General features: G+C 63.0%; 20 protein-coding genes. 15 read left to right on the top strand and 5 right to left on the bottom strand.

The window, feature by feature from the left end; genetic code table 11:
- The first annotated feature begins 39 nt into the window (after positions 1-39).
- Positions 40-1,563: an adenylate/guanylate cyclase domain-containing protein gene (locus ACQZ5H_RS12340; protein WP_112712649.1), complete on the top strand. Its 1,524-nt coding sequence runs from the start codon at positions 40-42 to the stop codon at positions 1,561-1,563.
- Here the strand turns inward: ACQZ5H_RS12340 and ACQZ5H_RS12345 are convergent.
- Positions 1,560-2,435 (bottom strand): NAD(P)-dependent oxidoreductase, encoded by an 876-nt coding sequence (locus tag ACQZ5H_RS12345; RefSeq protein WP_449097864.1) that lies wholly within the window; start codon positions 2,433-2,435, stop codon positions 1,560-1,562. The two genes, ACQZ5H_RS12340 and ACQZ5H_RS12345, sit on opposite strands and share 4 nt — an antisense overlap.
- Positions 2,436-2,666: 231 nt before the next feature.
- Between ACQZ5H_RS12345 and ACQZ5H_RS12350 the strand changes: the two genes are divergently transcribed.
- Positions 2,667-3,113 carry a GNAT family N-acetyltransferase gene (locus ACQZ5H_RS12350; protein WP_449097865.1) on the top strand — a complete coding sequence of 149 codons (447 nt, stop codon included), beginning with the start codon at positions 2,667-2,669 and terminating at the stop codon, positions 3,111-3,113.
- Positions 3,114-3,232: 119 nt separating this feature from the next.
- Here ACQZ5H_RS12350 and ACQZ5H_RS12355 read toward each other — a convergent pair whose 3' ends face one another.
- From ACQZ5H_RS12355 to ACQZ5H_RS12365, 3 genes are all read right to left on the bottom strand, one after another.
- Positions 3,233-3,451: a hypothetical protein gene (locus ACQZ5H_RS12355; protein ID WP_112712271.1), complete on the bottom strand. Its 219-nt coding sequence runs from the start codon at positions 3,449-3,451 to the stop codon at positions 3,233-3,235.
- Between the two features lie 28 nt (positions 3,452-3,479).
- Positions 3,480-5,402: a hypothetical protein gene (locus ACQZ5H_RS12360; protein WP_449097866.1), complete on the bottom strand. Its 1,923-nt coding sequence runs from the start codon at positions 5,400-5,402 to the stop codon at positions 3,480-3,482.
- Positions 5,403-5,642: 240 nt separating this feature from the next.
- The gene (locus ACQZ5H_RS12365; protein ID WP_449097867.1) at positions 5,643-6,425 is read right to left on the bottom strand and encodes an alpha/beta fold hydrolase; all 783 of its coding nucleotides are present in this window, start codon (positions 6,423-6,425) and stop codon (positions 5,643-5,645) included.
- Between the two features lie 156 nt (positions 6,426-6,581).
- Here ACQZ5H_RS12365 and ACQZ5H_RS12370 point away from each other — a divergent pair, with 156 nt between their 5' ends.
- The gene (locus ACQZ5H_RS12370) at positions 6,582-7,163 is read left to right on the top strand and encodes a sigma-70 family RNA polymerase sigma factor (protein WP_449097868.1); all 582 of its coding nucleotides are present in this window, start codon (positions 6,582-6,584) and stop codon (positions 7,161-7,163) included.
- Positions 7,160-7,807, top strand: a complete 648-nt coding sequence (locus ACQZ5H_RS12375; RefSeq protein WP_449097869.1) for an NrsF family protein — start codon at positions 7,160-7,162, stop codon at positions 7,805-7,807. Before ACQZ5H_RS12370 ends, ACQZ5H_RS12375 begins: the two co-directional genes overlap by 4 nt.
- A 2-nt stretch (positions 7,808-7,809) precedes the next feature.
- Here ACQZ5H_RS12375 and pcaQ read toward each other — a convergent pair whose 3' ends face one another.
- Positions 7,810-8,736, bottom strand: a complete 927-nt coding sequence (gene pcaQ / locus ACQZ5H_RS12380) for a pca operon transcription factor PcaQ (protein WP_449097870.1) — start codon at positions 8,734-8,736, stop codon at positions 7,810-7,812.
- 93 nt (positions 8,737-8,829) lie between these two features.
- On the opposite strand from pcaQ, the gene pcaD reads away from it, so the two are divergent.
- The 11 genes from pcaD to ACQZ5H_RS12435 all read left to right on the top strand — a co-directional run bounded on the left by pcaD (position 8,830) and on the right by ACQZ5H_RS12435 (position 18,750).
- Entirely contained in the window at positions 8,830-9,639 is an 810-nt protein-coding gene (pcaD, locus tag ACQZ5H_RS12385) for a 3-oxoadipate enol-lactonase (RefSeq protein WP_449097871.1), read from the top strand.
- Positions 9,636-10,040 carry a 4-carboxymuconolactone decarboxylase gene (gene pcaC, locus ACQZ5H_RS12390; protein ID WP_449097872.1) on the top strand — a complete coding sequence of 135 codons (405 nt, stop codon included), beginning with the start codon at positions 9,636-9,638 and terminating at the stop codon, positions 10,038-10,040. Before pcaD ends, pcaC begins: the two co-directional genes overlap by 4 nt.
- 9 nt (positions 10,041-10,049) lie before the next feature.
- A complete protein-coding gene (gene pcaH / locus ACQZ5H_RS12395; RefSeq protein ID WP_449097873.1) occupies positions 10,050-10,799 on the top strand; it encodes a protocatechuate 3,4-dioxygenase subunit beta in 750 nt (249 codons plus the stop codon).
- Positions 10,799-11,413: a protocatechuate 3,4-dioxygenase subunit alpha gene (pcaG, locus tag ACQZ5H_RS12400; protein ID WP_449097874.1), complete on the top strand. Its 615-nt coding sequence runs from the start codon at positions 10,799-10,801 to the stop codon at positions 11,411-11,413. Before pcaH ends, pcaG begins: the two co-directional genes overlap by 1 nt.
- Positions 11,414-11,598: 185 nt before the next feature.
- A complete protein-coding gene (locus ACQZ5H_RS12405) occupies positions 11,599-12,768 on the top strand; it encodes an acyltransferase family protein (protein ID WP_449097875.1) in 1,170 nt (389 codons plus the stop codon).
- A 95-nt stretch (positions 12,769-12,863) separates the two neighbouring features.
- Complete coding sequence (locus ACQZ5H_RS12410; RefSeq protein WP_449097876.1) at positions 12,864-13,913, top strand: 3-carboxy-cis,cis-muconate cycloisomerase; 1,050 nt, start codon at positions 12,864-12,866, stop codon at positions 13,911-13,913.
- 127 nt (positions 13,914-14,040) lie between these two features.
- Entirely contained in the window at positions 14,041-15,213 is a 1,173-nt protein-coding gene (locus ACQZ5H_RS12415; protein ID WP_112712295.1) for an ABC transporter substrate-binding protein, read from the top strand.
- 197 nt (positions 15,214-15,410) lie between these two features.
- Complete coding sequence (locus ACQZ5H_RS12420; RefSeq protein ID WP_449097877.1) at positions 15,411-16,274, top strand: branched-chain amino acid ABC transporter permease; 864 nt, start codon at positions 15,411-15,413, stop codon at positions 16,272-16,274.
- Position 16,275: 1 nt separating this feature from the next.
- A complete protein-coding gene (locus ACQZ5H_RS12425; protein WP_449097878.1) occupies positions 16,276-17,292 on the top strand; it encodes a branched-chain amino acid ABC transporter permease in 1,017 nt (338 codons plus the stop codon).
- Positions 17,289-18,053, top strand: a complete 765-nt coding sequence (locus ACQZ5H_RS12430; RefSeq protein WP_449097879.1) for an ABC transporter ATP-binding protein — start codon at positions 17,289-17,291, stop codon at positions 18,051-18,053. Before ACQZ5H_RS12425 ends, ACQZ5H_RS12430 begins: the two co-directional genes overlap by 4 nt.
- Positions 18,034-18,750 (top strand): ABC transporter ATP-binding protein, encoded by a 717-nt coding sequence (locus ACQZ5H_RS12435; RefSeq protein WP_449097880.1) that lies wholly within the window; start codon positions 18,034-18,036, stop codon positions 18,748-18,750. The genes ACQZ5H_RS12430 and ACQZ5H_RS12435 overlap by 20 nt, the downstream gene beginning before the upstream one ends.
- Positions 18,751-18,784 lie beyond the last annotated feature (34 nt).

Here is an 18,784-nt window from a genome sequence, read left to right on the forward strand (position 1 = left end):
CGCAAGAACGCCTATCTGGTCGGTCTGGTGACGCTGATCATGCTGGCCGGCCTGCCGCTTGCCGCCTGGCTCGATGTCAGCACCCTGTCGCGCGATGCCGTCCATCGCCAGGCGCAGGACATGAGCTCGCTGATCACCAGCATCCGGTCCTACTATGCCACCAATGTCGTCGGCCGGATTCTGGCGGCCCACACAGCCGGACAGGAAGAGCGAACCGCCGTATCGCACAACTATGCGAATATTCCGGGCGCCGTGCCGATCCCGGCGACGCTTTCGCTGGAGCTCGGCGATGTCATCAAGGAACAGCAGGCGAATATCACCTATCGCTTTGTCTCCGACCTTCCCTTCAAGAACCGGGCGTCGCACGATCTCGACAAGTTCGAGAGCGATGCGCTGACCGCTCTCAGGAGCAATCCGAAACAGACGCTGACGGAAAACAAGCGCTCAGGCTTCACCAACGTCTTCCGGCTGGTGACGCCGGTTCTGATGGGGCCGCCTTGTGTGGCCTGCCACAACACGCACCCAGAAAGCCCGAAGACCGATTGGAAGGTCGGCGATGTCCGTGGCATTCAGGAGGTGATCATCCGCCAGCCCTTTGCGGCCAATATCTTCGCCTTCAAGTATCTGCTGGCCTATTTCATCTGCGTTGCGGTGCTCGGCGCCTCCTTCATCGTCATGCAGCGCCGCCAGGCTTCGCTGCTCCATGCTTTCAACCACGACCTCGAATCCACCAATGAGTTCCTGGCCAGCATCTCGCTGAAGATCTCGCGCTATCTCTCGCCGCAGATCTACAAGAGCATATTCAGCGGCCAGCGCGACGTCGTCATCCAGACCGAGCGCAAGCGGCTGACGATCTTCTTCTCCGATATCAAGGACTTTACCGCCACGACCGAGCGGCTGCAGCCGGAAGCGCTGACGGAGATGCTGAACGAGTATCTGACGGAAATGTCGAAGATCGCGCTGAAACATGGCGGCACGGTCGACAAGTTCATCGGCGACGCGATCCTCGTTTTCTTCGGCGATCCCGAGACCAAGGGCGCGGTAGAGGATGCCAAGGCCTGCCTGCGCATGGCCGTCGACATGCAGCAGCGCCTCGGCGAGTTGAAGGCGAAATGGCGCCGCGATGGCACGGCCGAGCCCTTCATCGTGCGCATGGGCATCAATAGCGGCTACTGCAATGTCGGCAATTTCGGCAGCACCGACCGTATGGACTATACGATCATCGGCGCCGAGGCCAATCTTGCGGCGCGGTTGCAGTCGATCGCCGAAGGCGGCAAGATCGTCATGAGCTATGAGACCTATGCGCTGGTCGAGGACATCGTCGAGGCGGTGCCGCTGACGCCGATCACCATGAAGGGTATTCAGCGCGATATCGTGCCCTACGAGGTGCAGGGCCTGCTTGTCGGGGGCGACGGACATACGCGGGTGATGAGCGAGCACTTCGCCGGCCTCGATCTGCATCTCAACATGTCGCAGCTGGAACCGGCCGAAAGGAACAAAGTGAAGGCGGCGCTGATGGAGGCATTGGCCGCGGTGGAAACGCCTGCCGAGAAACCAGCCTAGGACTTCGGTGCACGGGCAGCGATCGCCTTGATGACGGCGGCCATATCGAGGGCGCCGAGGCCCATCTCCACGGCTTCCGCATAGAGATCGCCGCAGATATCGAGCAGTGGCACCGGCGTGCCGCTCGCGCGGGCGGCATCGACGACCAGCCGGTTGTTCTTCAAGACGTCGGCGATCGCCGCCTGCGGCGCGAAATCCCGATCGGCGAGCTTGCCGGTCTTGATCCTCGATATGCCGCTCGCCATCTGGCCGCCATCGGCGATCCGCTTGAAGAGCTGCATGTCGAGCCCCTGGCTGGCGGCGAAATTGGCGGCTTCCGCCAGTCCCGTCACCGTTGAGATCAGGAAGATGTTGACGGCGAGCTTCATCAGCAGCGCATTCGGCACCGGACCGCAGGCGATCGCATCGCGGCACATCGGCGAGAACAGCGGCCGGATGCGCTCGACGGCATCACTCTCCCCGGCAACCATCGCAACGAGTTCGCCAGCCTCGGCCGGCACGCGCGATCCGGAAACCGGCGCCTCGACATAGAATCCGCCCGCGGCGCGGATATCGCTTTCCAGAGCCCTGGAAAATTCAGGCGCGGTCGTGCCCATATGGATCAGCGTGCGGCCACGCACACGTTCGGCAAAGAGAGCGGAGCCGCGGCCGAGCACGTCGTCGATCGCCGCCTGCGTCGCCAGCATCAGGATGATGGCATCAGAACTGGCGAAGACCTCGCCGGCGCTCGCGGCAACCTCAGCCCCCGCCGCACGTAGCGACTCGGCCTTGTCCGCCGAGCGGTTCCAGACGGTGAGCGGCTGGCCCGAGCGCACCAGATTGAGTGCCATCGGCGTTCCCATGATCCCGAGCCCGATGACCCCTATCCGCATGGCTTGTCCTCCCATTCGGGAAGACTATGCGCGGGCGCGGACCGGGCTGTCTTGAACGTTAGTGCCGGGTCGATGAAGGCTGGCGAAAATAAAGACGTGTAGCGTCATTGAAATCACAACTTTAGACCACAATTCAGCGGTAAAAAATACAGCAACCAGTTGTTTAGGACCGGTGCGCATAATACTCATCATCATTACATAGCCCTTGCGGTGCTTCGTTAGACAGTGGCCATGACAGTCGTTTTCAAGCGGATCAATAAAGATCAGGCGCTTCTCGGCGCCGCCATCATCGTCGAAGCCTATAGCGCCGAACCCTGGCACGAACATTGGTCGATCGAGCGGGCGACTGCCCGCATGGTCGAGCTGTCGACGACGCCGGGCTGGATGGGCGTCGGCGCGCTGGATGGCGACGATCTGCACGGCTTCGCCATCGGCTATCCGCACACGGCGGCCACCGGCTGCATGCTCTACATTCCCGAAATCGCCGTCATGCCCGCTCACCAGGGCAAGGGGATCGGCACCACACTGTTGAAGCTTCTCGAACAGGAAGCCTTGGCCAGCGGCTTCTCCGGCACCTGGCTCTTGTCACAGAACGAGGGCGTCGCCGCGGACTATTACCGGTCCGCGAGCTACAAGCAGTCTCCCAATCACCGCATCTACTCGAAGCCGCTGAAGTAGACACGCCTTCGCGCAGCAGACCGGATCTGGCCTTGATGGCTACCATCTGGACACACGAAAGCAGCGGGCAACTCGACCGCCGCCCGCGCTTCAAGATCCCAAAATTCAATCAGTCGATATCAGCCGTCGTAATGGCCGGCAGCAACGGAATCGGCGGATTTCACGGCGACGGCCAGATTGACGCCCTTGGTGATGACGCTGCCCCGCGCCGCAAGTGCCGCCGCCTCCGCCAGCGCGCCCGCCTTCGGCACGCTGAGCGGCGTCACCGTCCCGCGGCCGAGATCCGCCACCCAAAGCCCTTTTTCACCTTCAACACTGATCACAACAACCTTAGTCATGCTGCAATTCCCTCTTCCAGAGTTGATGTTAAAAGCCTGCCTTCTTCAGTCCTTCGCGATAAAGGTCTTTATGCCACTGTTCCTTGCTCGGAACGGCGGACAACCATTTATCGACATCGAAGTTCGGATTGGCCTCGCGGACACGGCGAACGAGGACACGCGCCTTGTCCTTGTTGCCGAGCATCGCCCAGCTGGCGGCCGCAAGCCTGTCTGCTAGGCTCGGATCGCTCATCTGGCTGATATAGTCCAGTGAAGCCGAGAATTCGCCCAGCGCATAGTTGGCGCCGGCCGCAGTCCAGAGATAGGGATCCGGGCTCAGCGGATTGAGCTCGATCGCCCGCTCGATCTTCTGCAGCGCCATGCCCGGGCGAGAGCAATGAACCAGCGTATCGGCATGGTCGGCGATGACGTCGGCATAGTGCGGCGAGAGCGTCTCGGCCACTTCCATCGCCTCGGCGCTTTCGTCGAAAGCGCCCTGCAGCAGCTTGGCAACACCGAATTCGCGGTAGCCGTCGGCCAGATCGTTGCGGGCCTCGATCGATTTCGTGGCGAATTCCTCGGCCGATTTCAGCAGTTCCATGTCGCCGCGGGCGGTCAGCAGCCATTCCTTCGAATAGGTGCGCGCCGTCGAGCTCAGCGCCGGAGCAAAATCCGGCGTCGCCTTCAGCGCAGCCCGCATCTCCTTGCGGGCGCGGCGCAGGTTCGGCAGCGTCAGCCGGCCGAGATATTGCTTGCCGACCAGATATTGGTGATAGGCGGCCGGATTGAGCTCCAGGTAGGAGCGCGTCGCCTCGTGGCGCTCGATCTCGCTGGAGACCGACAGCGCCACCCGGCGCGAGATCACCCGGCGGTCGCGCAGCAGGTCGGCTTGGCTGAGGCTGAACCGCTCGGCCCAGACGATCTGGTTATCGTCGAAGAAGATCAGCTGGGCGAACAGCTTGACCTCGTCGAAACCGGTGATCTGCGTATCCAGCACGTAATTGACCGAGTGACGCTCGAAGAAGGCCGACTGGTCCTCGTTCTGATGGCCGATCTGCACGGCCGAATGCGGGGCGATCACCTGCAGGCTGTTGAAGGCGCAGAAGCCGATGGTGATGTCCTCGATCAGCGAGGCGGCGATCAGGATCGATTGCGGATTGCTGGAAAGATTGCGAGGCGGCAGCAGCACGAGACGCGGAATGGCCGGCCGGCCGATCTTGTTGAGCGGCAGCGCATCGATGCCGTCATTGGCCGCCACCGGGCGCGCTTCGACCTTGTGCTGGCCGTTCGTACCGTTCGGCGCCACGGCTTCGAGGCCGCGCGAGATCGAGCTTTTGCGCCGCTCGATATAATCCCGGATATAATCAACCTCCTCCTGCGCATCGAAGATTTCGAGCAGCAGGCGAAGAATGTCGGAATCCTTCGGCTCGTCGCGGAAGACGAGGAGACCGGCCTTGCGCAGGATTTCCCAATCCTCTGTGGACTCGACCGGCAGCGAAACCGCTTTCAGCGCATCCTGGAGCAGGCCGGAATGGCGGTAGATCTGATCCTTCTGCCAGGTCTCGAACACGCCGCTCTGGCAATTCACCTGACCGAGAAAGGGATGGCTCATCGCCTTGGTCAGTTTCGCAAGCCGTGGCATCGCATCGCCGGGAAGCGGCAGATCGGTGAAGTCGGCGGTCAGCGAAGCCGGGTCGAGCGAGACGGCGGTATCGGTGAAGATCAGGAACTGGGCGCCGAGCTGGTCCTGGCGCGCCTTGATGCGCGAGATCGTCTTGCGCAGGTTGGAAAGCGAGACGGCCTTGTCCTCGTTGCCCCACAGGAAATCGGCGGCCATGGTGCGGTGTGCGGCGTTCTTATCGAGCGTCAGCAGGTAGGCGATCAGGAGCAGGCCTTTTTCCGGGAAAGCGATATCGTTGCCTTCCGCGTCGGCAAGCCGCAAGCGTCCGAACGTTTCGACGATAAAAGCCATTTTAACCTATGAGTTGCGCGCCGCCCCGAGTCGCATCTCTCATGCGAGACAATTATGCAACCAAAATACGAATAACGCTCAGCAAAGCAAGCGCTTGCCAAGCGGTCAGGAGATATGAGTTTGGCTTAATATGCGCGCGAATTCAACTGTTGTGCAGCGCACACATGACGATTACTCAGCCGCGAGTTGGTGAAATGGCCGGACACTACCCGCATGAGGCGCATGCCCGGCTCAAACGGGCTACTTCTTAACCGGGTAACCGGCGGCTGCGAGGATCAGGTTGGCAACCTCGCGCGGGTGCGAAATCAGCGACACATGGCTCGAATTCAGCTCCACCGTGGTGGCGTTCATGCGCTTGGCAAGGAAGCGCTCAAGGTCCGGATTGGTGGTGCGGTCGTTCTTGGAAACGGCATACCAGCTCGGCTTGGTCTTCCAGGCAGCCTGCGTCGTCTTCGCGGTAAAGAGCGTATCGGAAATCGGGCCCTGTACGGCATAGAGCGCCAGCGCGTCCTTGTGGCTCAGGTCACCGGCGAAGTCATGCACGAAGGCATCTTCGCTGAGCTGGGCGAAACCGCCGTTATGAACCAGCCCCTTGCTTGCCGGGGGAGCCGGGAACTTGGCCGCGAGTGCCGGATAGTCCTCGCCGGCATCCGGCGCGCGGGCGGCCAGATAGACCAGTGCCGAAACCTTCGGGTCGACGCCGGTCTCGCTGACCACCATGCCGGCATAGGAATGGCCGACGAGCACGGTCGGGCCGTCCTGCAAGGCGAGAGCCCGCTTGGTCGCGGCGACGTCATCGGCAAAGGAGGTGAGTGGGTTCTGGACCGAGGTGACATGCAGCCCGGCCTTTTGCAGCAGCGGGATGACCTTCGACCAGCTGGAGCCGTCGGCATAGGCTCCGTGGACGAGGACGATGTTGCGCGCCTTGACCGGCGCCTGATTGGCAGCAGAGGAGGCACCGGCAAAGGAGACTGCGGCGATGAATGTTGCCGCGGCAAAGGCGGCCTTCTGGAAGATGTTCATGATCTGACGTCCGTATCGTTTTCGTGATGAAGCACGTCGCTTCAAAACCCTATTCGACCGGCATCCGCGCGGCGCAACATGATCACGCCTTTGTGACGGCCTCAATTTTTTCATCAGCCCGTGTAACGAAACGCTGGCAACAGCGAAAAGACGATCATGACCCCTCGCGAAGACACCTGGGCGGACGCCATGCGCGCCGCCCGCGGCGGCAATACCGGAGCATACGAAGCGCTGCTCGAAGATATCGGGCGGACGCTGCGCGTGCTCGTCGGACGCAAGCTGTCGCGGCTCGGCATGGGCACCGACCAGACGGAGGATATCGTCCAGGAAGCGTTGCTCGGCCTGCACATGATGCGCGACCGCTGGGACGACAGCCGGCCGTTCCTGCCCTGGCTGCACGCGATCGTCCGCTACAAGATCGGCGATGCGGTGCGCAAGCGCAGCCGCGAGGCCCGCCACCGCTGCGATGTGACGCTGGACGAGCTCTCAGACGTCATCGCCGCGCCCGATCAGAGCGACCGCCATATGCCAGATATGGCCAGAGCGCTTGCCAGCCTCTCCTCCGGGCAGCGCGACGTCGTCTCGTCCCTGGCGATCGAGGGGCAGTCCGTTCGCGAGACGGCGGAACGGTTGAAGACCAGCGAGGGTGCGGTCCGCGTCACCCTGCATCGCGCCCTGCAGCGCCTGACGGCTTTTGCCGATCCGGCGTCCGGCTATGCAAGAAAAGGCAAATCATGAAATCCGCCCAAGACACATCCGCGCTCATCCGCAGCCTGGCGCGCGAAGCGACCGAGAAGGAGCCGCCGCAGGGCCTGCGTTTCCATCGCCTGCTGCTGCTCGCGGCCGGCTTCTCGCTGATGCTGTCGATCGCGCTGGCGCTCGGCGTCTTCGGCATCCGCCCCAATCTGCCTACCGTGCTCGCCGGTGCGCCGTTCCTGTTCAAATTCGCAACGATGCTGCTGCTTGCCGCAGGCGGCCTGGCGCTGGTTCGCAGCGCCGGCGAGCCGGGCACCAGCAACTCTGCCTGGATGATGCTCATTCCGGGCTTCCTGGTGCTCGCCATGGGCCTGGCGCTCGACAGTTCCGGTTTCCCGCTTCTCGGCCGTCATGGCGGCGCGGTGCCGAGCTGCGTCGGCGCGATCGTTCTCCTGTCATTGCCGGCGCTCGCGGCCGGCCTGGGCGTTCTGAAGCGCGGCGTGCCGGTGCAACCGCTGCGGGCCGGGCTTGCGGCAGGCTTCCTTGCCGGGACGATCGGCGGGGCCGCCTATGCCTTCGTCTGCAAGAATGACGGCGCGCTGTTCGTCGCCATCTGGTACGGGCTGGCGATCGTCATCGTCGCGACGCTCGGCGCCCTGATCGGCCGCAAGGCGCTTGCCTGGTAGGATCAGGCCTCGGCCGATACCTCGTCGGCCGCCTCGCGGATCGTCTGCATCAGGATCGACAGCGGCAGCGACGGTATCGCGTCGGTCCGCATCGTCAGCCCGACTGGTCCCTTGGTCTCGCTGGTATCGATCGGCAGCACCGCCAAAACGCCATCCTCGACATCCTTGGCAACGACGCCGGTCGAGATGATCCAGACGGCATCGCTTGAGCGGACGAAGGCGCGGCCGAAACTGTCGGACACCGTCTCGATCTGGTTCGGCAGGCTGGGCACGCCATTGGCGATCAGGAAGCTCTCGACGAAGGGGCGAATGATCGAGGCGCGCGTCGGCATCAGGATCGTGTAATCGCCGAGCGCATTGAAATGCGACTGCCTCGTCTTCAGCAACGGATGACCGGCGCGCACGGCAAATACCACCTGCTCCGAATAGAGATGCTCGAAGGAGAACCCGGCCATCTTTTCAGCGCCGGCAAGGCGCCCGACCACGAGATCGAGATCCCCGACCCTCAACTGCTCCAGCAGCACGGCATTCTCGCCCGTGACGATCTTCAGGCGGCTCCAGGTATTCTCCTTGAGAAACAGCTCCATCGCCCGCGGCATGATCCTCGTCGAAACCGTCGGCAGCGCACCGACACGGATCGGCGGCGCATCGCCGACACGCTCCTGCGTCACCGAATCCAGTCCCTGGCGCAGCGCCGTCAGCGCCGCTCCGGCGTGTTTCAGAAAGACTTCGCCGTAGCGGGTGATCTTGATGCCGCGGCCATCGCGCTCGAAGACTTCGACGCCCAGAACCTCCTCGAGTTCGCGGATCGTCTTGGTCACGGCGGGCTGGCTGACATGCAGCAGTTCGGCCGCCTTCATCACGCTTTTCTGGCGCGCGACCTCGACAAAGGTCTGCAGATGGCGGAACTTTATGCGGCTGTCGATCATCGATCACATAACTCCGGAGTTATCGGAAAGCCACGAAATATCATTTTACCTAACCAGATTAAACATTCAATTTCCTGTCCGGAGGAGTTTCCAGTGCAGTTTGCCCGCGTCAACGACATCGCCATTCACTATCAGGTTATCGGCGGCCCCGCCGATAAGCCGGTGCTTGTCTTCGCCAATTCGCTCGGCACCGATTTCCGCATCTGGCGCGACGTCATCGTCCGGCTGGCAGGCGATTTCGCCATCCTGCTCTATGACAAGCGCGGCCACGGCCTCTCCGATGTCGGCCAGACGCCCTATTCGATCGAGGATCATGCCTCCGATCTGATCGGCCTCCTGGAGACGCTCGAGATCAAGAAGGCGATCATCTGCGGACTGTCGGTCGGCGGGCTGATTGCCCAGTCGCTCTATCAGCAGCGCCCCGATCTCGTCAGCGCACTGATCCTCTGCGACACGGCCCACAAGATCGGCACGGCCGAGACTTGGAACAGCCGCATCTCCGCCATCGAGAAGGATGGCATCGGTAGCATGTGTGACGCCATCATGGAGCGCTGGTTCACACCGGCTTTCCGCCGTCCGGAGAACACTGCCTATAACGGCTATTGCAACATGCTGGCGCGCCAGCCGGTCGCCGGCTACGTCGCGACCTGCGCGGCCGTGCGTGACGCCGATTTTACCGAGGTGGCAAAGACCATCGCCGTACCAACGATCTGCATCGTCGGCGATCAGGACGGCTCGACGCCGCCCGATCTCGTCAAGTCGCTGGCGCAGCTGATCCCCAACGCCCGCTACGAGATCATCCGCGATGCCGGGCATATCCCCTGCGTCGAGCAGCCCGAGGCGCTGACAGCGGTCATTCGCGCATTCATCGATTTCGCATTGCATGGAGAAAAGAGCCCATGAGTGACAGTTCGCGCCCGTCCGAGCGCTACAAGCAGGGCATGGCGACGCGACGCGCCGTTCTCGGCGACAGCCATGTCGATCGCGCCGAGGCCGGATCGACGGATTTCGACAAGCCTTTCCAGGACCTGATCACCGAAGCGGCCTGGGGGCATGTGTGGTCGCGGCCGGGGCTGACGAAGCGCGAGCGCTCGATCGTGACGATCGCGCTGCTGGCCGCTCTCGGGCAGGACGATGAAGTCGCCATGCATGTGCGCGCCACCGTCAATACCGGCGCCAGTCGCGACGATGTCTGCGAGGCGCTGCTGCATGTGGCGATCTATGCCGGCGTGCCTGCCGCCAATCATGCGATCAAGATCGCCAAGCAGGTCTTCGAACAGATGGACGCCGGGAAGGCGGCATAAGAGGAAGCCATGTCCGACATACCGAACCGCAAGCCCGAAACCGGCGCCTTTTTCGCCCGCGACCACGCCTGGCATCCGCCAGCATTCGCGCCTGGATACAAGACGTCGATCCTGCGCTCGCCGCAGCGCGCGCTGCTGTCGCTCGACGGCACTATTTCCGAGATCACCGGCCCGGTCTTCGGCCACGGCATGATCGGCGAACTCGACAACGACCTGATCCACAACTACGCGAAATCAGGCGAGAGCGCGATCGGCGAGCGCATCATCGTCCACGGGCAGGTACTCGACGAACGCGGACGCCCACAGGCCGGCGTTCTCGTCGAATTCTGGCAGGCCAATGCCGGTGGGCGCTACCGCCACAAGAAGGAAAGCTATCTGGCGGCGATCGATCCGAATTTCGGCGGCTGCGGCCGCGCCATCACCGACGAGGAAGGCCGCTATTACTTCCGCACCGTCCGGCCCGGCGCCTATCCCTGGCCGAACGGCGTCAACGACTGGCGCCCGGCCCATATCCACTTCTCGGTCTTCGGCCAGGGCTTTTCCCAGCGGCTGATCACCCAGATGTATTTCGAAGGCGATCCGATGATCTGGAAGTGTCCGATCGTCGGCACCATCCCCGACAAGGCAGCGATCGAGCAGCTGATCGCGCCGATGGACTGGGGCAATACCATCCCCATGGACAGCCGTGCCTACAAGTTCGACATCGTGCTGCGCGGCCGCCGCGCGACGATGTTCGAGAACAAGCTGGAGGGCAACTGATGGCCCAGGAAATCCGTTACCTCAAGGAAACCCCGTCGCAGACGGCAGGACCTTACGTCCATATCGGCCTGACGCCGAATTTCTGCGACATCACGGGCGTCTACGAAGGCGACCTCGGCACCGCGATGATCAACGACAAGACGACAGGCGAGCGGATCACCGTGACCGGCCGTATCTTCGACGGTGCCGGCGCGCTGGTGCGCGACGCCGTCATCGAAATCTGGCAGGCCGATGGCGCCGGGCTCTATAACAGCCCCTCGGAAATGCGCGGCACTGCCGATCCGAATTTCACCGGCTGGGGCCGCTGCCCGACGCGCGCCGAAGACGGCGTCTACAGCTTCGAGACCGTCAAGCCCGGCAAGGTGCCGTTCAAGGACGGGCGCAAGCAAGCGCCGCACATCACCTTCTGGATCGTAGCGCGCGGCATCAATCTCGGCCTGCACACGCGCATGTATTTCCCGGAAGAATCAGAGGCCAACAATGCCGATCCGCTGCTGCTGCGCATCGAGCATCGCGACCGCGTGGCGACACTTATTGCCGCACGCGACGGCTCAACCTATACGTTCGATATCCGGCTGCAGGGAGAAAACGAGACAGTCTTCCTGGATATTTGACAGGCATTACTGCTGCGGATTTTGGACCGATACCGGAAATCCGCCGGCAGACGTTTTTCGTTAAGCACGCGCAGCTCTAAACACAACCTCTAATATATTTCGCATGCTGCACCTGCGTAAAGCGGGTTGGCATTCATGTTGCGTCGCGATATGAAAAGGACGGGCTGAACGTTGATGGTGGAAACATGCAGAAGACTTTCGGACACGTCCTGGCGACGCATAAGGGCCTCGGTCCAGGCTTCGACTTTTTGAGAATCGCTCTCGCCTTTACGATCGTTTTTTCACACAGCTTCCTTCTGACCGGAAACGACGAATTCTTCCGCTCCAGTCCGCTCTGGTTTGCGGAATATGCGCTCGTTCCGATGTTCTTTGCGCTGAGCGGTTTCCTGATCGCGGGCAGTGCCCAGCGCCTCAGTCTCAAGAACTTCCTGCTCAATCGTGGTCTGCGCATCGTGCCGGCCCTTGCCGTCGATATCGTCGTCTGCGCGCTGATCATCGGTCCGCTGGTGACGCCGGTGGCGCTGAGTTACTATTTCGGCAGCGCCGATTTCTTCAAATATTTCCTGAACATCGTCGGCTGGATCCACTACAGCCTGCCGGGTGTCTTCGAGAACAACCCGACGCACCGGGTCAACGGCGCGCTGTGGACGGTTCCCTGGGAAATCTTCTGCTACATCATCATGTCCGGCCTGATGATCACCTCGATCGTCAAATCCTGGCAGAAGACCGCGGCGCTGACGGCAGCCTTCATCGTCATGGGCATTGTCGTGCAGCTGTACGGGCATCACCTGCCCTACCGCGTCAATCTCGTGCTCAGCACCTTCTTCGTCAGCCGCGGCGCCCAGCTGGTCTTCGCCTTCTCGCTCGGCATCCTGGCCTATCAACTGCGTGAGGTGATCCCGCACAGCCGCGTGCTTCTCGCCATCAGTGCGGTGATCGCGATCGCTGCGATATTCGTCCTCAGCAGCCCGTCGATCGAGACCGTTCCCAACCGGATCATCGTCATCCCGGCGCTCGTCTACATCACCGTCTTCATCGGCCTGACGCCGGTGCCGCTGCCTTCGGTGTTTCACAAGGGCGACTATTCCTACGGCGTCTATCTCTATCACGACCCCTTCCTGCAGATCCTGATCGGCCTCGCCCCCGGCATCTTCCTGGCGCCGAAGGTTGGCGCGCTTGCGCTCTATGCGATCGGCATCTGCGCGGCGATGACGGTTGCGGTGATTTCCTGGCACATGATCGAGAAACCCATTCTTGGCATGCGCAAGAAGTTCTCCTTCGTCGCCAAGGCGCGCGGCGTCGACGAAAACCCCGATACGACAATCTTGCCGGTCGAGAAGCCAGCCAAGGCATAGGCATCGCGCCTTCCCGCACTTGACGTCTCGACAGGCACAAGGCTTTCTGCCGCTTCAAGGCGGCAGGAAGCCGGCAAGCCAAGAAGAGACGAACAGTGAGCGCAATTGCCTTCGACCACCCCTTCCTCTCCGGTCTCCTCGGCGATGAGGAGACCGCAGCCTATTTCAGCGCCGAAGCGGATATCCGCGCCATGCTGCAATTCGAGGCTGCGCTCGCGCGGGCGCAGGCCGCGCATGACATCATTCCGCTCAGCGCCGCCGAAACCATCTCAGCCGCCTGCGCAGGTTTCGCGCCCGATATCGGCAGCCTGCGCACGGCCACGGCGCGCGACGGTGTCGTCATCCCGGAACTCGTGCGCCAGCTGCGCGCAGCCGCGGGAGAGGCTGGCACGCAGGTTCATATCGGCGCTACCAGCCAAGACGTGATCGACACCAGCCTGATGCTTCGCCTGAAGCCGGTCGCCTTCGTTTTCGCGGGCCATCTGACCGCAATCGAGGTCCGTCTCGCCGAACTGCACCAGACCTTTGGCAGCCGGCCGCTGATGGGCCGCACGCGGATGCAGGCGGCAATCCCGATCACCGTCGCCGACCGGCTGCGTGCCTGGCGTAACCCCTTCGATGGCTACCGCGAGAAGCTGACCGAGCTGCGCTTCCCGCTGCAGTTCGGCGGTGCCGCCGGAACGCTCGAGAAGTTCGCGGACAAGGCGGCCGCAGTGCGCAATTCGCTGGCGCAGGAACTCGGCCTTGCCGACCTGCCGCAATGGCAGAGCCAGCGGGGCATCATTGCCGAATTTGCCAATCTTCTCGCATTGATCTCCGGCAGTCTCGGCAAATTCGGCCAGGACATCGCGCTGATGGCGCAGGCGGGCGACGAGATCGCGCTCAGCGGCGGCGGCGGCTCGTCCGCCATGGCGCACAAGCAGAACCCGGTCGCAGCGGAAACCCTGGTGGCTCTGGCACGCTTCAACGCCACGCAGATTTCGGCGATCCACCAGTCGATGATCCACGAGCAGGAACGCTCGGGTGCGGCCTGGACGCTTGAATGGCTGGTGCTGCCACAGATGGCGATCGCCACGGGAGCCGCACTACGCCTTGCGCGCGAGCTGGCGAACAACATAAATCGGCTTGGCGCCGCCAATCCATAACCATTCCAACATGCATTCTGGCATTTATTTCATTTTACATTACCGTTTCGCATGACACACTAGCGTGAAAAGTTCTAGCTGCGAGCTAATACGGCGCTGGAGTACGCCGACAAAGGGAGAGAGAAGAATGAAGAAGCTGCTTTTGGCCGCCGCTGCGGCCATCGTCATGGGCACGAGCGCCTATGCCGACACGATCAAGGTCGGTGTCGTCGGACCGTTTTCCGGTCCGTTTGCCCTGCAGGGCAAGAATTTCAAGGCCGGGATCGACGCCTATATGGCGACCAACGGCGCCAAGGTCGGCGATCACACGGTCGAGGTCATCTATCGCGACCTCCCGGCAGCCGACCCGGCTCAGTCCAAGGCGCTCGCCCAGGAGCTCGTCGTCAAGGAAAAGGTCCAGTATCTGGCTGGCTTCTACTTCACCCCTGACGCCATGGCTGTCACCCCGATCCTGAAGCAGGCGAATACGCCGCTGGTGATCATGAACGCCGCGACCTCGGCGATCGTCACCAAGAGCCCGCTCGTGGTGCGCACCTCCTTCACCACATGGCAGACTTCGACGCCGATGGCGCAGGTCGCCTTCGACAAGGGCGTCAAGAAGGTCATCTCCGTCGTCAGCGACTACGGCCCGGGTGTCGATGCCGAGAACGCCTTCAAGGCTGGTTTCGAGAAGGCCGGCGGCGAAGTCGTGGAAGCGATCCGCATGCCGCTCGCCACCAACGATTTCAGCCCGATCATGCAGCGCATCAAGGATTCGGGCGCCCAGGGCGTCTTCGCCTTCCTGCCTTCGGGCCCGACCACGCTCGGCTTCGTCAAGGCCTATAACGAAAACGGCCTGAAGGGCGCCAACATCCAGCTCTTCGCCCCCGGCGACCTGACGCAGGAATCCGACCTTCCGGCGCTTGGCGACGCCGCGCTCGGCATGCTGACCACCTTCCACTACGCCGTCTCGCACGACTCGCCCGAAAACAAGGCCTTCGTAGCAGCCGCCGACAAGGCGATCGGCAACCCGGCCGAACTGACTTTCCCGGCTGTCGGCGCCTATGACGGCATGCATGTCATCTACAAAATGATCGAGGCGACCGGCGGCAAGCAGGACGCGGCCAAGGCTGTCGAAGCCGTCAAAGGCCTCGCCTGGACGAGCCCGCGCGGCCCTGTCTCCATCGACCCGGAAAGCCGCCACATCACGCAGAACATCTACCTGCGCGAAGTCGCCAAGGATGCCGACGGCAAGTTCATCAACAAGGAAATCCAGACCTTTGAGAAGCAGGGCGATCCGGGCCTTGCTGCTGTGAAGTAAGGATTTCCACCGTAGACGTTGTGCCGTGAGCCCCCTCACCCTACCTTCTCCCCGCCGGGGAGAGGGGAAGTGACCGTGGTGCGGCACTCCCTTCTCCCCAGCGGGGAGAAGGTGGCCCGTAGGGCCGGATGAGGGGGCCAGCGGCACAAGGCCTGCAAATCGCTGCCCTCGCGTAGAACAAGGACCACACCAAGCCCATGCAAACTGTCTTCAGCATAGCCGTCGATGCGCTCGCCTATGGCATGGTGCTGTTCGTCATCTCGATCGGCCTTTCGGTGACCATGGGCCTGATGCGGGTCGTCAACCTCGCGCACGGCGCCTTCGCGATGATCGGCGGCTATATCGCCTCCTACGCGGTGCGCGATCTCGGCCTCGGTTACGGCATCGGCGTCATCGCCGCCGTCGTCGGCACGATCATCATCGCCATACCCATGGAGCGATTCCTCTACCGCCGCATCTACGGCGCGCCGGAGCTCACGCAGGTGCTGATGACCATCGGCATCACCTTCTGCATCATCGGCATAGCCAACTATGTGATGGGTCCGACGCTGAAGACCATTCCGCTGGCTGAGGGGTTGCAGGGTTCCGCCAATCTCGGCTTCCGCACCATTCCGGTTCACCGCCTTTTCGCGATTGCCTGCGGCCTCGTGGTCGCCGTCGCCCTCTGGTTCACCATCGAGCGGACGAGCTTCGGCGTGAAGCTGCGCGCCTCTGTCGATAATGCCGCGATGGCCGCGGCGCTCGGTGTGCGCACCGAGATCATCTATGCGCTCAGCTTCGCGGTTGCCGTCGGCCTTGCCGCCTTCGGTGGTGTTGTCGGCGCCGAGCTGCTGCCGGTCGAGCCCTACTATGCGCTGCGATATATGGTGACGTTCCTGGTCGTCGTCTCCGTCGGCGGCGCAGGGTCCATTCCCGGTGCGCTGATTGCCTGTCTGGTGCTTGGCGGCATCGATACGACAGGCCGCTACCTGATGCCCGAGTTCGGCGAGTTCTTCTTCTACCTCGCGGTTATCGCCATCATCTGCATCTTCCCGCGCGGCTTTGCCGGAAGGGCGAAATAGGATGACGCTTGCCATGAACACCGACACGACAACAATAGCCGTAGCCTCCGCGCGCCGTCACCGCTCCGCCGGACGCGACCTCGCAGGCATCGGCGCGATCATCGTCCTCGCGGCGATCGGCTACGTGCTCTTCCCCGATAATCTGGCGCTGCTGACCCGCATCATCGCCATCGCGCTCCTCGTGCTCTCGCTCGATCTGGTCACTGGCTACGGCGGCATCGCAACGCTCGGCCATGCGGCGCTGTTCGGCTCCGGCGCCTATGCGGCCGGCATCGTCTCGGCGCATTACGGCATCACCGATCCGCTGCTGATGACGCTTGCCGGCATCATCGGCGGCGCGTTGGCCGGTCTCATCTGCGGCGCGATCATCCTGCGCGCCCACGGGCTGCCGCAGTTGGTGCTGTCGATCGCGCTGATCAACCTGTTCCACGAATTCGCCAACAAGGCATCGTCCTGGACCGGCGGCAGCGATGGCCTTTCCGGCATCTCGGCCGACCCGATCTTCGGCTATTTCGAGTTCGATCTCTACGGCCACACCGCCTATTTCTTCGGCGTCATTCTGCTGCTCGCCGTCTTCGTGCTGCTGCGCCTGATGGTGCGCTCGCCCTTCGGCATGCTCTGCCGCGGCATCAAGGAAGATCCGTTGCGCATCAAGGCGATGGGCGCATCGCCCAAGGCGGCGCTGATGAAGCTCTACGTGATCTCGGGTGCCGTCGCAGGCATCGGCGGCGCGCTGACGGCGATCTCGACGCAGGTCGTCGGCCTCGACAGCCTCTCCTTCACACTCTCGGCCGAGAGCCTCGTGATGCTGGTTCTCGGCGGCACCGGCTCGCTGTTCGGCGCGCTTTCGGGCACCGTCATCTTCATGCTGTTCGAAGACTATGTCTCGGCCGCCAATCCGTTCCACTGGCTGACGATGGTCGGCGCGCTGTTGATCGCCGTCGTACTCTTCGCACCGAAGGGTCTCTATGGCACGGCCGCAGCCTTCTTCGCGCGCCGCAAGGAGGCAGGCGAATGAGCGCCGTATTCGAAGTCGTCAACCTCAAGAAGTCCTTCGGCGGCCTCGCCGTCACCAACGACGTCTCGATCTCCATGGCGCCGGGCGACCGCGTCGCGCTGATCGGGCCGAACGGTGCGGGCAAGACCACCTTCGTCAATCTCGTCACCGGCAATCTGGCCCCCGATTCCGGCGAAGTCCGCCTCGGCGGCGAGACGGTGACGAAGATCGATGCCGCCGGCCGCGTGAAGCGCGGGCTGGTGCGCTCCTTCCAGGTCACCCGTCTGTTCCAGGACATGACGCCCGCCGAACATGTCGCGCTCGCCGTCCTGCAGCGCAACGGCCGTTCGGGCCGCATGTTCGGCAACTTCCTGTCGATGCCCGATGTCATGACTGAAGCCACCGGCCTCCTCGATACGCTCGGCCTCAGTGCTCTCATGCATCGAAAGGTCAGCGAGATCGCCTATGGCCAGCAGCGCCTCCTCGAGATCGCCGTCGCCATGGCGCTGAAGCCGAAAGTGCTGCTGCTCGACGAACCCGCCGCCGGCGTGCCGCAGAGCGATACCGGCCGCATCGAGCAGGCGCTCGCCGATCTGCCTGCCGATCTCGCTGTGCTGATGATCGAGCACGACATGGACCTCGTCTTCCGCTTCGCCAAGCGCGTCATCGTGCTTGCCGCCGGCGCCATCATCTTCGACGGTTCGCCCGCCGACGTCACCAAGGATGCCCGCGTGCGCGAGGCCTATCTCGGGAGCTATGCCAATGCCAGCCACGCCGCTTGAGGTGGAAAACCTGTCGGCCGGTTACGGGCCGACGCGCGTTCTCGAAGGCGTCTCCTTCTCGGTTCCGGCAGGCGCCCGCCTCGCCGTGCTCGGCCGCAACGGCATGGGCAAGACGACGCTGCTCGCGACGCTCGCCGGACAGACGAAGCGCTATGACGGCCAGGTCCGGCTCGGCTCCGCCGACGTCACGGCGATGCCGAGTGCCGCCCGCGCCCATCAGGGCCTCGGATACGTGCCGCAGGCCCGCTGCATCTTCCCGACGCTGACGGTCGAGGAAAACCTCTTCGTCGGCCTGAAGGGCCGCCCGAAGACAGCGATCGAGGAAGCCTATCAGATGTTCCCGCGCCTGAAGGAGCGCCGCCGCAATCTCGGCAATCAGCTCTCCGGCGGCGAACAGCAGATGCTTTCGACCGCCCGCAGCATCCTCGGCCGCCCCTCCGTGCTCCTGCTCGACGAGCCGCTGGAAGGCCTGGCGCCTGTCATCTGCGAAGAGCTGATGGCGGCCTTCGCCGAACTCGCCAAGACCGGCGACATGACGATCCTGCTCGTCGAACAGCGCATCCAGAGCGCCCTCGATTTCGCCGACCAGGTGATCATCCTCGAACGCGGCCGCCTCGCCTGGAGCGGCACACCGGAAGCGCTCTCGGCCGATCACGACGCTGTCGAACGGCTGCTCGGCGTCGGTGGCTTGCATTGAACCTCCTTCTCCTCTTTGATCGCGCCATCAAAGA

It is taken from the genome of Rhizobium sp. 21-4511-3d, from assembly GCF_053522545.1.

Excerpts from the sequence above, each read along its gene's own strand:
- pcaG (WP_449097874.1), top strand. The coding sequence starts at position 10,799 with ATGGCCCAGGAAATCCGTTACCTCAAGGAAACCCCGTCGCAGACGGCA.
- ACQZ5H_RS12415 (WP_112712295.1), top strand. The coding sequence starts at position 14,041 with ATGAAGAAGCTGCTTTTGGCCGCCGCTGCGGCCATCGTCATGGGCACG.
- ACQZ5H_RS12430 (WP_449097879.1), top strand. The coding sequence starts at position 17,289 with ATGAGCGCCGTATTCGAAGTCGTCAACCTCAAGAAGTCCTTCGGCGGC.
- pcaC (WP_449097872.1), top strand. The coding sequence starts at position 9,636 with ATGAGTGACAGTTCGCGCCCGTCCGAGCGCTACAAGCAGGGCATGGCG.
- ACQZ5H_RS12425 (WP_449097878.1), top strand. The coding sequence starts at position 16,276 with ATGACGCTTGCCATGAACACCGACACGACAACAATAGCCGTAGCCTCC.
- ACQZ5H_RS12405 (WP_449097875.1), top strand. The coding sequence starts at position 11,599 with ATGCAGAAGACTTTCGGACACGTCCTGGCGACGCATAAGGGCCTCGGT.
- pcaQ (WP_449097870.1), bottom strand. The coding sequence starts at position 8,736 with ATGATCGACAGCCGCATAAAGTTCCGCCATCTGCAGACCTTTGTCGAG.
- ACQZ5H_RS12355 (WP_112712271.1), bottom strand. The coding sequence starts at position 3,451 with ATGACTAAGGTTGTTGTGATCAGTGTTGAAGGTGAAAAAGGGCTTTGG.
- ACQZ5H_RS12370 (WP_449097868.1), top strand. The coding sequence starts at position 6,582 with ATGACCCCTCGCGAAGACACCTGGGCGGACGCCATGCGCGCCGCCCGC.
- ACQZ5H_RS12360 (WP_449097866.1), bottom strand. The coding sequence starts at position 5,402 with ATGGCTTTTATCGTCGAAACGTTCGGACGCTTGCGGCTTGCCGACGCG.
- ACQZ5H_RS12375 (WP_449097869.1), top strand. The coding sequence starts at position 7,160 with ATGAAATCCGCCCAAGACACATCCGCGCTCATCCGCAGCCTGGCGCGC.
- ACQZ5H_RS12345 (WP_449097864.1), bottom strand. The coding sequence starts at position 2,435 with ATGCGGATAGGGGTCATCGGGCTCGGGATCATGGGAACGCCGATGGCA.
- ACQZ5H_RS12350 (WP_449097865.1), top strand. The coding sequence starts at position 2,667 with ATGACAGTCGTTTTCAAGCGGATCAATAAAGATCAGGCGCTTCTCGGC.
- ACQZ5H_RS12340 (WP_112712649.1), top strand. The coding sequence starts at position 40 with ATGCTGGCCGGCCTGCCGCTTGCCGCCTGGCTCGATGTCAGCACCCTG.
- ACQZ5H_RS12420 (WP_449097877.1), top strand. The coding sequence starts at position 15,411 with ATGCAAACTGTCTTCAGCATAGCCGTCGATGCGCTCGCCTATGGCATG.
- ACQZ5H_RS12435 (WP_449097880.1), top strand. The coding sequence starts at position 18,034 with ATGCCAGCCACGCCGCTTGAGGTGGAAAACCTGTCGGCCGGTTACGGG.
- pcaH (WP_449097873.1), top strand. The coding sequence starts at position 10,050 with ATGTCCGACATACCGAACCGCAAGCCCGAAACCGGCGCCTTTTTCGCC.
- ACQZ5H_RS12365 (WP_449097867.1), bottom strand. The coding sequence starts at position 6,425 with ATGAACATCTTCCAGAAGGCCGCCTTTGCCGCGGCAACATTCATCGCC.